The sequence below is a fragment of the Nonomuraea sp. NPDC003707 genome, assembly GCF_053587055.1.
Genome location: NZ_JBSFNK010000035.1, coordinates 102,038 through 115,116, shown reverse-complemented (window position 1 = coordinate 115,116; position 13,079 = coordinate 102,038). Strand labels below are relative to the sequence as shown.

Genomic DNA, 13,079 nt, shown 5'->3' with positions numbered 1-13,079 from the left:
AGCCCGTCCGGAAGCACGTCCACGAGTGCTTCGCGCGTACGGGATCCGTCCACAGGTCGTCTGGAGTGAAGAGCGAAAGCCAAGGTTCACCGCGTACGGCGGAGCGGTGGCCATGGTGTGCCGGGTCAGGGCGATACCGGTAGTGCGCTGCCGGCCTGCTGTGTGGGCGAGCGACAGGTGGAGTGGAGATGGCACCGCGCCCCTTTGACCGAGTGGGACGGCGTCAACCCGATCACGACCCCGGCTGGCGCGGGGCCGACCGCGTGGCTGTTCATCGGCACGGCACCGCCCCCGCAAGGCGGGTCACAGCCGGATCAGGTCGGCGACCTCCTCGGGCAGGCCGGGTGAAGTCATGACATGGCCCATCCCGGGCACGACGCGCAGTACCGCGCCCGGAATCGCGGCAGCCAGGGCCTCGCCGTGAACGAGCGGATAGACCGGATCCTGGTCGCCGTGCACGATCGAGGTCGGCGCGGTGATCGACGACAGCGGGGCGAGCAGGTCAGGGGCGTCCATCCACACGGCCCGGTGATGGTTGGCCGCGGCCGCCGGGTCGGTAGCCCGCGACAGCGCCAACTCCAGCATCGCCCGGGCGGCCCGCTCGTCGAACGGCCGAACCGGCCCGTTGAAGACCCGGAACAAGGCCACGTCGGACTCCACTCCCGGCGGCAGCCCGGCGGCCATATGCGCGAGAAACACCGGCGACGGCGGCGGTAGATCATCCGGGTCGGCCGGCTCCCCGGCCAGCGCCCGTGCCCACGCCGGACCCGGATCATGACCCATCGGCGAGCTGGACATCACGGTCAAAGACCGGACCCGGTCCGGCGCGTGCACCCCCAGCCATTGCGCGATCATGCCGCCCATGGAAGCCCCAGCCACATGAGCGGAGCTCAGTCCATAACCGTCCAGCACAGCCAGGCAGTCGCGAGCCATGTCCCCGATGGTGTACGGGTGGGCATCGAAGTCGACAACGCTGGACCGACCGGTGTCCCGATGATCGAACCGGATCACCTGAACCCCACGCTCAACCAGCCGACCAACCAGTGCATCCGGGCAACTGACACCCTGAGCAGCCGACCCCATGACCATCAAAACAGCGGGAAGCCCAGGATCCCCGACCCGCTCGGTCCAAATCCGCAGCGGCCCGGAGGCCACAAATCGCTCGTGTGCATCCAACATGGAGGCACGGTAGCTGCTACCTGCTGCCGAACGCCGACATTTACCGATGGCCCGGCCGAGAACAGCGCGCCGCGATGGCCCCGGCCGTCTGCCGGTCGGACGGCCCTTCACCGAACTGCAGGATCGACATCAACGCCAGCCGGGCAGGTGACAGCGCCGGACGGTAGCGACACCCATGACTCCATCCGTGAGCGAGAACAACAGAGGCGGGCCCATGATCGCAGATGTGATCATGGGGCCGCTGACGTCAGTCCGACCAGTTTTACGGCAACGGCGGTTTCGGCATCCTGCCGGAGTGGGCCGACATCCTGGACCGGCATTTCCCGCCCGGCGATCGACAGCCCAGGCCTGGAGCCGGCGGCGGACATGCAGGGGCCCCTACATCTGTTCGGGCCAGATGTCAGTTCGCCTCAGGCCGGTTGTCCTTGCCATCCAGCCACAGCGTGTCGGACTCGTCCCGATGAGAACCGGAGGTCCCGACATGCTTCGCGTCGATCTTCGGGCCCTTCTTGATCACATGCACCAACGCCATCGCATGCCCGCGCCCAAGACCATAGTCCTGCTTCAGCCACTCAATGATCGTCCCCGCCTTCGTTGACGGATCATCGAAGCCGCGCTCCCTCGCCAAGACTATGAACTCTCGCGGCGTCAGCCCGGTCTTGTCCTCGATGTTGTCCAAATATGCCTGGAACGACATGGCTCTCTCCACTCGTCATGGGATATTCCGGCCACAGTGTCTCATTTGGTGCGATCGGTTTCCGGTTGGCTCCTCCAGAAGTCATCCGGGTCGTCGCCGTACGGATCGCGCGCGGGGCGCTCGGCAGCGAGCACAGCGGCCAGACGTGTGCCGAACCGCACCTCTGCCTGCGCTCGCTCGCGCGGCTGGAGCCGGGCGTTCACCCCCCCCGCCGACCCATCCACCTGCAGCGCCATGCTGAGCGCCTTCTCCGCGGTCCACAGGCGCGCGATCAGGTCGGGTCCGCTCTGTGCCGGCCGTCGGCCAGAGCGCGCAGGTCAGCGGCGACCGCGCGGGTGCCGTCCACGTCCCGCTGATGGCCACTCGCGCCCTGCTGGACGACCTCCGCCCGATCGGCGCTGGTCATCGTGTCGTCGCCGGCGGCGTTCGCGAACAACACCACGGCACCCAGCGCCGGGTCAGCCGGGCGTGTATCGGCTCGACCGGGTCGGCCAGGCGCGGCGACTTCTCCTCCGGGACCGCCGCGGAGCCTGAAAAGGGTTCATTGAGCGCGTGCGGCTGACACAGGATGGAGAGGCCTGATTCGGGTTGGATGAGGACGCCCCGGCCGATCATGCGTACGCTCTTGGCGTGCTTGGGCTCCACGCCGATGTTCGGCATCCGGCGATGTCCTTGACCTTCAGCCCATCCGGAGTTTCCCGAAATGGCACGCTCAATGGTTCCTCTCACCCCATCCGACCCGCGGCGTTTGGGTCGTTACTGGCTGGCCGGCCGGCTGGGCGCGGGCGGCCAGGGCGTCGTCTATGAGGGCTACGGGGAGGCGGGAGAGCGGGTCGCGATCAAGGTCTCCAGGTACGACAGCGCCGAATCACGCGCCAGACTCGCGAAGGAGGCGGCGGCGGCCCAGCGGGTGGCCTCGTTCTGCACCGCCAAGGTGATCGAGGCACAGGTCGATTCGGCGCCGCTGTACATCGTCAGCGAGTTCGTGCCAGGGCCGAGCCTGAGGCGGGTGGTGGCGGAGTCGGGGTCGTACGAGAAGGACGCGCTGCGCCGGCTGGCGATCGGGGTGGCGACCGCGCTGACCGCCATCCACCAGGGCAGGATCGTGCATCGCGATCTCAAGCCGGACAACATCATCATGGGGCCGGACGGACCGCGCCTGATCGATTTCGGTGTGGCCCGTGAGGTGGGGCCGACGACGAGCGGGCCGATCATGGGCACCCCCGGGTACATGCCGCCGGAGGTGTTCTCCGGGCGGGGCGCGAGCGAGGCGGCCGACCTGTGGGCGTGGGCGATGGTGGTGCTGTTCGCGGCCCGGGGCAAGGACGTGATCGAGGCGGGGGATCCGGCGGCCGTCATCGGGCGGGTGATGGAGTTCGAGCCGGACGTGTGCGGCCTGCCTGAACCCCTGGATGCGTTGGTGGCCGTAGCGCTCGCCCGGGATCCCACGGAGCGGCCGGCCGCCGGGGAGGTGCTGCTGCGGCTGCTGGGTCATGGCGGCGAGGCGCCGCTCCGCCGCGGCGATGACCTGCTCGAACGCGGCCTTACGCAGGCGGGTGCCCTGACCGGACGGCCCGAGCCCGACCTGGGCGCGATCGCGGAGGAGCTCTACGGCGAGCTGACCGAGGCCGAGCGTGCGACCGCGCCCGAGGTGTTCCTGCGGATGATCGACGGCGACGAACTCCGGCCCGTCGGCAGGGACGAGCTGCCGGACTCGCAGGCCGTGGACGCGATGCTCACCGTGTTCGGCGCCGCGGGCCTGGTCACGCGGTCCGGTACCGCGTACGAACTGGCCACGCCCGGCCTCCTGCACGCCTGGCCCCGGCTGCGCGACTGGGTGGCGGGCAACCGCGAAGGGCTGCCCGTCCACCGGCGGCTCGCCGAGGCGGCCGCGCTGTGGAACGAGCACGGCAGAAGACCGGCCGACCTGCTGCACGGCTCGGCACTCGACCGGACGCTGCAGTGGGCCGCCACCGCGCACAAGGACCTCACGCTGGGACGGCGCGAACGCGAGTTCCTCGACGAGGCGGTGAGCCTGGCCCGTACGAGGGCGAGGAGACGCCGTCTGGTCGCGGCGGCCCTGGCCGTACTGCTCGTGGTCGCGCTCGGCGGGCTCGGGACCGCGGAGTACCTGCGCAGGGAGTCGAGCCGCCAGCGCGACGACGCGCTGGCGCGGGAGCTCGTGCTGCGAGCCACCGACCTGCGGCAGAGCGATCCTCAGGTCGCGAAGTTGCTGAGCGTGGCCGGCTGGCGGCTGAGCCCGGGGCTGCCCGAGACCCGCGGCGCGCTCTACGACTCGCTCTCTCAGACCGCGGCCTCCGTCTTCCTCGACCCCGACTACAGGGCCGCGACCGTGCAGAACCTCAGCCAGGACGGCCGCGTGCTCGTGTCCGTGGACGGCGGGACAGCCAGGATCTGGGACGTCACCGGCCGACGCCGGATCGGCGTGCTGTCCGGGGTGAGCGCGGGCGTGTCCCAAGCCGCGCTCGCCCCCGACGGGCGCACCCTGGCCCTCCTCGACCACGAGGGGGTACGGCTGTGGGACACGCGCACCGGAAGACCGCTCGGCGCCCCCATCGCCCGTCAAGGCAGGCGATCGGGCGGCGGCACGCTGAGCTTCGACGGCTCCGGGCGCTACCTCGCCATTCCCTGGGGAGCGAAAGCCCTGCCCGAATGGTGGGACGTCGCCAAGCGCAAGCGGCTCACCGCTCCCTCGGGAGCCGCGCTCAACGCGATCAGCCGCGATGGCCGCTTCGGCTACGTGGTGAAGGGCCATGACGCGGAGTTGTGGGACCTGCGCCGGGGCAAGAGGACGCCGATCCCGCCGACCGATCGGGACAAGGGCGTCATCAACCAGACCGCCTTCAGCGACGACGGCAAGATGATGGTGACCACGGAGCTTCTGAATTCGGACAGGGCAAGCAGGATCCGTGTGTTCGAGCTGCCATCCGGTGAGGAGATGATGGGCCAGGAGGGCGACGTGGGCACGGAGGTCGCCTTCGTCTTCGGCGACGCTTTCATCGCCGATTGGGGCGGCCAGGACAAGCTGACGTTTCAGCGGCGCTCCCCCTATGACGCGGTGTACAGCCAGGCCATGCCCGCCTTCGTCGGCGGGCTCCGCTTCGACCTCGCCGACCGGGTCGTCCGCTATCTGGACGAACACGGCGCCGTCCACACCGAGGATGTCTCGATGGTGTTCGACCCGCCGATCAGCGGCGGCAGCGAGAGCGGGAACGTACGGCTGGACCCCTCCACGCGCGTGCTGGCCGCGATCTGGGACGACGACCGGATGGAGGTCAGGGACGCGGCGACGGGCCGCTCTTTGATGAAACCGATCAGCTGGTCGGGCCGTAGCAGCGCGACCGCCTTCAGTCCCGTCAGCTGGTCGGGCCGTGGCAGCGCGACCGCGTTCAGTCCCGCCGGCCGCCGGCTCGCCCTGGCCGCCGGCGACACAGTCCACATCGTGGATACGACCCAGTACAGGGTGTCGGCCCGGCTCAAACTGGGAGGCGACCGCGAGCAGGGCGCCCAGGCGCTGGCGTTCAGTCCGGACGGACGCACGCTGGCCGTGTCGCGCCACGGGGAGCACGGTCGCGTCGAACTGTGGGACCTCGAACGCGGATCTCAACGAGCGCAGACCGGGACGGGCGCGAACGACCTCGCCTTCCGCCCCGACGGACGGCTGCTCGTGACCGGAAACCCGCTCCAGCTCATCGATCCGGAAAAGGGCGCCACCCGGCCTCCCGAACAGGGCACCGGGCAGCTCGCCGGCGCCTTCGCCTTCAGCCCGGACGGCAGGCAGGTGGCCTTCTCCGGGCCCGGCCGACTCACCCTGTGGGACGGCGACATCAGGACCAGAATCGCCGAGTTCCCCGCGGTGCCGGGCAGCGAGGCCACCATGCTGGCCTGGTCGCCTGATGGGCGCACGATCGCGACGTACGAGTAGGGCTCGCGCGTACGTCTGTGGGACGTGCCGAGCCGGCGACCGCTGGGCCTTGTCTTCGACGGCAAGCAGGCGGCGGACAGCGCCCACAGCGGGTGGGTGGCGTTCTCTGCGGACGGCACTAAACTCCACACCGCCGCCCCCGACGGCACGATCCGTGTGTTCGACGTGGACGAGCGGCACGTGGCCGCGACCCTGTGCGTGCGCGCCGGTCGTACGCTCACCGCCGGTGAATGGTCCCGCCACCTGCCTGGCATCGAACCGTTCACGATGTGCCCCTAGCCAGTGGGGCCGCGGGGAATACCGGAGCCGGACACGCCTATGGTGGATCGGTCTGCACCGGTTCGTCGGCTCTCGCGATCGCTGCTCTACGCGATTCGGCCTAGCGGACCATCTTGAGCCCGGTGTGCCAGACGTACCCGTGCCCCCCGCCGTTCAGGTTCCAGACTTCGGTCCACTTCCAGACGGGCTTGTTGCCCCAGCAGTAGCCGTGGAACTTGGTGCCCTTCTTGGCCACCCGGTAGCCGGAGCTGAGGCTCTTGCGCTTGTGCACCTTGACCGCCCACTTCGCCTGGACGATGCAGGGCCACAGAGCGGCCGAGGCTTTGGTGGCGCCTTCGGTGGCGCTGGTGGCGTGTGCTGAGGAGACCAGCACGCCGGAGGTGAGCGCGGCCGCCATGGCCAGTGCGGCGATCTTTCCTACGGATCTCATGTCCGGAAAAGTAGGCCTACAGGCGTTGAGGATATGTTGAGAATCCGTCGAGCTTCCTAGACTGGGCCGCACACCCCGGCCAGGTGGAACCACTCGTTGACCAGTGGTTCGACGCCGGACAGCGCGCCCTCGGCCGTGGCATTCGTGGCGTTGGCGCTGGTGAAGGTGAACATCAGCCCGTGATCCGGGCTGCTGCCAGTCCGATCAGGCCGAGGAGACATCGCCGACGACCGCGCGCAGCCGCCAGCGCACCTTCCACCCGTCGGCCAGTTTCCCGTCGGGAATGGTGGCCGCGGCCTGAGTGCCGGAGGCGAGGTTGTCGAGGCCGCCGGCCCAGATCTGGATGCCGTGGAGCAGGTTGTCGAGGAGGTCGGGGGCGGGCCGGGGGGTCGAGCGCGGTCGCCGGCTACGTCCGCGCAGGTACTGCGTACAGGACGGCGACGAGTGACTCGCCCTCGAATCCGATCCGCACGCTGTCCGGATCCTGACGGATGGCGGCGGGGGTAGCGGCTTCCGGCACCGCAGACGAGGGCACCGGCATCGGGTGGAACCCGGCCGCACGCAGCCGGGCGAGCCAGGTGGCGGTCGGCTCGTGACGTTCGTAGCGCTCCTTGTCGTCGGCCGTGCCGACGATGTCGGCCACCTCGCGGCGGAAGAACAGCTTCATCGCGTTGCGGTCGGCGGCCGTCACCTCCAGCGCGTCTATCAGCTGAAAGACGGCGTGGAAGTGCTCCCACGAGTTGTGGAAACGCTCGGGGAGCGCCACCCGATGATGGTCGGAGTCCGGCTCGCACAGCACCACGACGTCCGGTTCGGCCGCCCGCAATCTCTCGAAGAACGTGTTCCGCTCGTCCACGCCGGACGGACTGTCTCGGAGGTGGTGCAGCGCGAACGCGGCGTTCATGACCAGCGGACGTGGCGCACGGCGTACCAGGTCCCAGTCCTCGCCGGTCATGTGTTCGGCGAGTCGGGGCACTCCGTGGAAGTCCAGCATGACACCGGTGTCGCGGATGGCTTGTTCGGCCTGGCGGAGGCTGGCCGCCGCGGGGTCCACCCCGATGACCGTCAGCCGTCCGGGGGCCTGATCGCGGTCCGCGAGCGTCCGCAGCACCGCCGCCTCCTGGCCGCCTGAGCCGATCCCCACCGACAGCATGGTGGCCTCGTCCTGACCGGCGAGGTGTCCGGCGAGGAGCGCGCCGCCGATGCGACCTGCCAGATTCACGATCGGCAGGTGTGCGGCCACCAGGTCGAACAGCTGGATCTGCGGACGCTCGAAGCTGCGAAGATAGAGATTGTCCAGCTCGTCTTGGCACGTTCCATGCCGGGCGGCCAAAGCGTCGTGATAGAGCAGATAGAGGAAGTCGTCGCCGCCTGCTTTCTCGGGGTTGATCACACTGCGGAGCTTTTCCAGCCAGCGCCCCGCCGTGTCGGCGCGGCCCGCGTCCGTCTCCTCCACGGCACGGCACAGCAGGTCGAATGCATGGGAATTCACGATCAAGCCTTCCTTCGACGTCGGTAATGATCGAGGATGCCGCGATGCTCTTGTCATCAACTTGGGATGCGCTTGGCGGTCAGGAATGGACGAGGACGCGCCCGCGCGACGACGTCGGCGTGGCTGCCGGGCACCGGTCTCGCCCTCCAGGCCCGTCAGCGGGGACCCGCGCACCGAGCTCGCGGGCGACAGCGCGCAGCGCGATCGCGTACGGCGAAGCGCACCCGTTCGTCGAGTCGTCATCCGTGGCGCGGCTGGTGGAACAGGAGCGATCGCGATCCAAATCGCCTGTCAGGCCGGGTACGCTTCATGACCCTGGCGAGGCCGCTCTCTGAGCGCTCGCCGCTGGTGTAGGGTGCAGGTGCTGGCGCTCCAGCCCCCGGTACGCGGGGACTCTGGGCTGCCCCTCCACGCGGGGGCGACACACCACCCCAGGGTAGTGGCGATGACGACGAGCGATTATCTCCGTCCCTTGAGTTTGGCGCCAACGCGCGTCTGCGGATCTCAACCAGGCGGGGCCAGGCGTGGACGGCCAGCCGCCGGACTGGAATGAGACATGCCGCACGACAACCGAGATCTCGGCCGCGAGGTCCGGAACCGTGTCAAGCGTACGGGCGAGAAGTACCAGGAGGCCCTCACCGCCATTCGTGATGGCCGACGCTACATCTTCGCCGCTGACGTGGATCGATTCCTCGCCGGGGAGGGGCGGCGGGGTATCCCGCACGAGGAGGCCGAGGACAAGGAGTTCTTGCTCGCTTCTATGCGCAATGGGGTATCCGAGTGCTACACGTGCGGGGATCCTGGTGACGCCAGCGCCGAGGACATCACCGTACAAATCGTCGTCACCAGCTACGACCCCGACCTCAGCCCAGCGACCAAGCTGCTCGAGCTCCGACGCAACCACGCCCGCTGCGCGCCGTCCAAGTTGCTCTGGGTGAACCAGAGAGACATCTCGCGCGCGCCTGCTCATACAACGATGTGTCTGCGCGACCAGTCTCTGTCGGAAGGCACGTTCGCCATCACTCCCCGGCCGGTCATGCTGCCGCCCGATTTCGGCCTCGACCCGCAAGGCGCCCCAGAACCGGTCCTGTTCATCACCGTCGAGGTGACCGAGGATCGCGGTCGTGGTGCGGCACCGTGGCTGTCGGAGCTGGAGCGAGTTTTCTGGCTCCCCGCCGGATTCGGCGAACGCCTCACGGAGGCAACTGTCCAACCTGGCTGGTCGGTGCGGCTCGTGCAGGGGTATCAGAGCAGCCTCGTTCCGAACTGGGTGGCCATACGGGTCGCCGAACCGTTCGAGGAAGATGAGCCGCCCGGCCACCTCTACCTGGGAGCGCTCGATCTCCCGACGGATTGGGCTGAAGCTCTGCCGGCAGCGGGCACCCGTGGCAGGATCTTGGTGCTCGTCGGCCCCCGCGCCCTGAACCGTGAGGTCCCGCTCGTTTCGGCGGAATTCGAACCGGGACAACTCGGAGAACTGCTGGAAGACGGTGCGTTCTTGGGGGCCTACCTGCCCTTCATCCACGATCGGGTCAGCACCGGACAGGGGGCGGCGCCGCTCCCGGGCGCCTCCGATCACGTCCACGGGCCGAAACGGGGATGACACCCAGCACAAGATCCGACTGCTGTTCACGCCGACCTGCGCCTCCTGGGCCAACCCGATCGAGGCACATTTCGGACCGTTGCGTCAGTTCACCCTGGCCAACTCCCACCATCCCAATCACATCGTCCAGACCCGAGCTCTGCACGCCTACCTGGCCTGGCGCGACACCCACGCTCGCCATCCCGACGTGCTGGCCGCCCAACGCCGCGAACGCGCCCGCATCCGCATCCGCAGCGAAAGGGCATCCGCTGGGGCGGCCGACCCCTCAAATCCGCAGCCTGAAACCCTCACCCGACCCGTTGATCGTTTCCGGTCACCTCCGTGGTGTGCGTGCGAGGGGCCAGGGTGCCGGTTTCAGTCGCTCAGCCGCGGCAGTAGGCCAGGGTCGGCCGCGACTGAGCAAGATCTCAACGGTTCCTCAACACGCGCTCCCCTACCTTTCGATCATCAACTTCGGATCAGGGGAGGGACACCATGATCTCTACGATGAAGGTGTTGGTGGGGGCTGCGGTGCTGGCGGGTGGCCTGGCGGTGGCGAGCGTACCCGCCCAGGCAGCGGCGGGCCCGATCAACTACTCCTGCGGACCTCACATCGACACCCCGCGCTCCGGTCGGCAGGTCGACCGCGTCAGCGGCTACAACGTCAGGCTCTTCATGAAGGCCAAAGCCTACGGCGGACGCGACATCTACTTCGTCAAGGGCTACGGCCTGCGCCCGGGCGACAAGGTCTCGCTCGACTGGTCCGACACCAAGGGCCGCACCTACCACGCCTGCCACGGCACGGTCCACCGCGGCCGCACCGGCGCCCAGACGTGGGCCATCGACGACCCGGGCGGCTACCGGAGCTTCCGCGCCTGCGTCAAGACGCGTGGCTCCTGGCACTGCACCTACTGGAACGTCGGCTCCTGACCTTCCCGGCGAAAGCCCCTGCGGAGGGATCGAGGAAGACCTGGATGGGTGGACCCCCCCGTGGCGGGCCTTGCGCCTGGGCCGGACGAGCAACGCCGGTGGCGTCCGCCAGGCGCCGGCGCTACGAGCGATAGAGGCATCGTAGGTAGCGGGCATGGGGGCCACGGCTGGGCACGTGGCCCCCATGTTTACGATCGAAGGCGCTCGACAAGCCTACGTGGGACCGGTGAAGGTTTGTGGTCACCGCACCAGAGGCTGATCACGTCGGCACGGAGGTCCACCTGTGCGGGGTCGGGATCGTTGCCCATGAAGATCAGTTCGTCACAGCCGATCTGGTCGAAGTGGCGATCGCGGCGGTGAGCTGTTCTGGTTCGGTGTAGGCGATGGAGATGCCGTATTGCGCGTACTCGTCGCCGGCGATGGCGTAGTAAGCGCCGATGGCATCGGAGACCGCGGTCTTGGCATCGGGTCCGAGCGCGTACATCACCGAGTGCCACGAGGCGGGGCGATGGTGCGATGGGCGTGACCGGATCGTCCGTCAGCCTGGCCGGTCAGGCTTGATCGGGACGCCGTGTGAGCCGGTCGGGTCGTACCGCAGGAGCGCTTGGAGATCGGCGACGGGCAGGACTCCGGAGACCGGCGGCCGCCGCCGCTACCGGTCCTGACCGGCCCCGACCGGTGCGGCAAGGTCCTGCAACTGCTGGCCGCTCAGCCCTGGCGGGCCTGGAGAGGAAGCGAACTGGCCCCCATCCTCGGGATCGAGAACGTCAACAGCTTCCGCGTCCAACTGTCGCAATGGTCCCACCAGGGCTACGCGCCCGTACCCGCCAGCACTCAAGCCATCGTCAGCAGGCTCCAAGACACGCTTCGAGAGCTGATCAGCCGACGACCACGTCCAGGAAGATCGGCTTCTTGGCGGACAGCAACTGGGTCCCGGCCTCGTCGGTCATCTTCCAGTAGATCTTGCATCTGCCGGGGGAGTCCGATGCGCGGACGCGTACCGCGATGTCGACGGGCTCGCCCGGCCGGACCAGGCTTATCTCGACCCGTTTGGGGGCGCGGCACGGGGTGTCGTTCAGCCGGGTGAGATAGCGTCCCCGCCACGGGATGGTGCCGGTGTTCCTGATCCGCCAGATCTTCGTGAACTCCGTCCCCGTTTTCACCACCGTGCCGTCCGGATGGGTGACGTCCTGTTCGAAGGCGGAATCGTCGTAGGGGGAGGTGGTCCGTGCCGAGGTGTTCGGCGCGGTGGGCTCGTCCTTTCCGGAGAGCGGGGCGAACCAGGTGAAGAGGGCGGCACCGGCGGCAGCGGCGGTCGCGACCGCCGCGATCATGGCCGGCCTCCTGGCAAGGGGAGGTCGGGTTCGGCGTTCGGGATGCTCCGCCATACGGACCTCTGTCTCGATGTGCCCGGCACGGGCCTCGGCGGGTCCGGCGCGGGTCTCGTCGTGACCCGTACGGCCCTCGGTGGTCTCGCTACGTGCGGCGGCGCTCGCGGCCCGCTCCCAGTGGGCTCGCCACTCGCGCCTGGCCTCCTCGGCGTCCTGTCTCAACCGGTCGACGGCGAGGACCCGGACGAACTCCCACGTCGTCTCCCAGGTCGGCAGGACCTGCCCCCGGGCGGCGGCTGCCAGCGAGGACTTCGAGGCCGCCGCGCCCATACGGGTCGACATCTCCGCGAAGGACGGGTCGCCCGCCTCCGCCTTGAGCTCCCACAGGCGGTACGCGAGGGCCGCCACCGGGCCCGCGGCCGGTTCAGGCCGGACCGGCTTTCGCCCGGGCCGAGCTCCTCTGCCCGTCCACCGCGGGTCAGGCTCGTCTTCCTGCGAGCCTGACGTCCCCGGTAATTCCGGCATCTTCACCTGCCCTATCCGGCGCCGTCATCCGGCCGTGCCGACGACCCGGCATGGCCTGTGACGCCTGAGAGCAAATGAGATTACCTGAATTGTCCGAATAAGTCCGGAATTCTGCGGGTTACCCGGACGCCCTGGTCATTCACCCGCGCATGCCCGGAAGCCGTACCCCGCCGCGAAGGATCGCAATGCCTTCTCGTTCTCGTCCGGTTCCAAGGACTGTTCCACCGCCTTCTTCGCCTCGCCCTCCCTGCCCGCGCGCATCGCCGCCTCCGCGCGTCCGCTGAGCTCGCGCAGGCTCGCGGCCAGCGCCCTGGCGGGCACGAAGAACCTGTTCCGCACCTGCGGGACGTCACCATCGGGCGGCGCGATCGCTTCTATCGCGGCGATGGTGCCGGTCATCGACTCCGACGCGCGGCGCAGCTCGTCCACCTCCTCGCGCAGGTTGGCAGGTGGCTCCTCGCGGAGATCCGACTGCCGGGACGCTTCCTCGCACACCGCGTCCACGGCGGCGATGTATTGCCTTTTGACGTCCTCGTACGGTTCCTCCTCCGCCACCGAGACCGTCGCCCACAGCACGAAGGCCAGGGCCGGCACGACCCCGCCGACGATCACGCGCCACCCCGGGACATGCCTTCTCTCACGCGATCTCATCCGCCGCTTACTCCTTCGGAAGAAAACGCCCTTGGCG

The 13,079-nt window shown here is 69.0% G+C and carries 13 protein-coding genes and 1 pseudogene; 5 read left to right on the top strand and 9 right to left on the bottom strand.

Going from position 1 to position 13,079, the window contains the following annotated elements; genetic code table 11:
* Positions 1-303 precede the first annotated feature (303 nt).
* From ACWDRB_RS53150 to ACWDRB_RS53135, 4 genes are all read right to left on the bottom strand, one after another.
* Complete coding sequence (locus ACWDRB_RS53150; RefSeq protein ID WP_449908084.1) at positions 304-1,179, bottom strand: alpha/beta fold hydrolase; 876 nt, start codon at positions 1,177-1,179, stop codon at positions 304-306.
* A gap of 400 nt (positions 1,180-1,579) precedes the next feature.
* Complete coding sequence (locus tag ACWDRB_RS53145) at positions 1,580-1,876, bottom strand: DUF4287 domain-containing protein (RefSeq protein ID WP_449908082.1); 297 nt, start codon at positions 1,874-1,876, stop codon at positions 1,580-1,582.
* A gap of 41 nt (positions 1,877-1,917) precedes the next feature.
* A complete protein-coding gene (locus ACWDRB_RS53140) occupies positions 1,918-2,112 on the bottom strand; it encodes a hypothetical protein (protein ID WP_449908080.1) in 195 nt (64 codons plus the stop codon).
* Between the two features lie 35 nt (positions 2,113-2,147).
* Complete coding sequence (locus ACWDRB_RS53135; protein WP_449908078.1) at positions 2,148-2,315, bottom strand: hypothetical protein; 168 nt, start codon at positions 2,313-2,315, stop codon at positions 2,148-2,150.
* Positions 2,316-2,624: 309 nt separating this feature from the next.
* Here ACWDRB_RS53135 and ACWDRB_RS53130 point away from each other — a divergent pair, with 309 nt between their 5' ends.
* Positions 2,625-5,822 (top strand): protein kinase domain-containing protein, encoded by a 3,198-nt coding sequence (locus ACWDRB_RS53130; RefSeq protein WP_449908076.1) that lies wholly within the window; start codon positions 2,625-2,627, stop codon positions 5,820-5,822.
* Between the two features lie 24 nt (positions 5,823-5,846).
* Positions 5,847-6,101 (top strand): hypothetical protein, encoded by a 255-nt coding sequence (locus tag ACWDRB_RS53125; protein WP_449908074.1) that lies wholly within the window; start codon positions 5,847-5,849, stop codon positions 6,099-6,101.
* 100 nt (positions 6,102-6,201) lie between these two features.
* Here ACWDRB_RS53125 and ACWDRB_RS53120 read toward each other — a convergent pair whose 3' ends face one another.
* Together ACWDRB_RS53120 and ACWDRB_RS53115 are read right to left on the bottom strand one after the other, a co-directional pair.
* On the bottom strand, positions 6,202-6,531 hold the full coding sequence (locus tag ACWDRB_RS53120; protein WP_449908072.1) for a hypothetical protein: 330 nt from the start codon (positions 6,529-6,531) through the stop codon (positions 6,202-6,204).
* Between the two features lie 406 nt (positions 6,532-6,937).
* The gene (locus tag ACWDRB_RS53115; protein WP_449908070.1) at positions 6,938-8,023 is read right to left on the bottom strand and encodes a GRAS family protein; all 1,086 of its coding nucleotides are present in this window, start codon (positions 8,021-8,023) and stop codon (positions 6,938-6,940) included.
* 556 nt (positions 8,024-8,579) lie between these two features.
* Here ACWDRB_RS53115 and ACWDRB_RS53110 point away from each other — a divergent pair.
* From ACWDRB_RS53110 to ACWDRB_RS53100, 3 genes and pseudogenes are all read left to right on the top strand, one after another.
* Positions 8,580-9,626 (top strand): hypothetical protein, encoded by a 1,047-nt coding sequence (locus ACWDRB_RS53110; protein ID WP_449908068.1) that lies wholly within the window; start codon positions 8,580-8,582, stop codon positions 9,624-9,626.
* A gap of 16 nt (positions 9,627-9,642) precedes the next feature.
* Positions 9,643-9,908: pseudogene (locus tag ACWDRB_RS53105) on the top strand (IS630 family transposase); the annotation flags it as partial.
* Between the two features lie 204 nt (positions 9,909-10,112).
* Positions 10,113-10,535, top strand: coding sequence for a hypothetical protein (locus ACWDRB_RS53100; protein WP_449908066.1), 423 nt, complete (start codon positions 10,113-10,115; stop codon positions 10,533-10,535).
* A gap of 313 nt (positions 10,536-10,848) precedes the next feature.
* On the opposite strand, the gene ACWDRB_RS53095 is transcribed toward ACWDRB_RS53100, so the two are convergent.
* The 3 genes from ACWDRB_RS53095 to ACWDRB_RS53085 form a co-directional block, all read right to left on the bottom strand.
* Positions 10,849-11,022, bottom strand: coding sequence for a hypothetical protein (locus tag ACWDRB_RS53095; RefSeq protein ID WP_449908064.1), 174 nt, complete (start codon positions 11,020-11,022; stop codon positions 10,849-10,851).
* Between the two features lie 391 nt (positions 11,023-11,413).
* Positions 11,414-12,274 (bottom strand): NBR1-Ig-like domain-containing protein, encoded by an 861-nt coding sequence (locus ACWDRB_RS53090; RefSeq protein ID WP_449908062.1) that lies wholly within the window; start codon positions 12,272-12,274, stop codon positions 11,414-11,416.
* 252 nt (positions 12,275-12,526) lie between these two features.
* Positions 12,527-13,042: a hypothetical protein gene (locus ACWDRB_RS53085; RefSeq protein WP_449908060.1), complete on the bottom strand. Its 516-nt coding sequence runs from the start codon at positions 13,040-13,042 to the stop codon at positions 12,527-12,529.
* Between the last annotated feature and the right edge of the window lie 37 nt (positions 13,043-13,079).

Excerpts from the sequence above, each read along its gene's own strand:
- ACWDRB_RS53085 (WP_449908060.1), bottom strand. The coding sequence starts at position 13,042 with ATGAGATCGCGTGAGAGAAGGCATGTCCCGGGGTGGCGCGTGATCGTC.
- ACWDRB_RS53145 (WP_449908082.1), bottom strand. The coding sequence starts at position 1,876 with ATGTCGTTCCAGGCATATTTGGACAACATCGAGGACAAGACCGGGCTG.
- ACWDRB_RS53100 (WP_449908066.1), top strand. The coding sequence starts at position 10,113 with ATGAAGGTGTTGGTGGGGGCTGCGGTGCTGGCGGGTGGCCTGGCGGTG.
- ACWDRB_RS53120 (WP_449908072.1), bottom strand. The coding sequence starts at position 6,531 with ATGAGATCCGTAGGAAAGATCGCCGCACTGGCCATGGCGGCCGCGCTC.
- ACWDRB_RS53110 (WP_449908068.1), top strand. The coding sequence starts at position 8,580 with ATGCCGCACGACAACCGAGATCTCGGCCGCGAGGTCCGGAACCGTGTC.
- ACWDRB_RS53140 (WP_449908080.1), bottom strand. The coding sequence starts at position 2,112 with ATGGCGCTGCAGGTGGATGGGTCGGCGGGGGGGGTGAACGCCCGGCTC.
- ACWDRB_RS53150 (WP_449908084.1), bottom strand. The coding sequence starts at position 1,179 with ATGTTGGATGCACACGAGCGATTTGTGGCCTCCGGGCCGCTGCGGATT.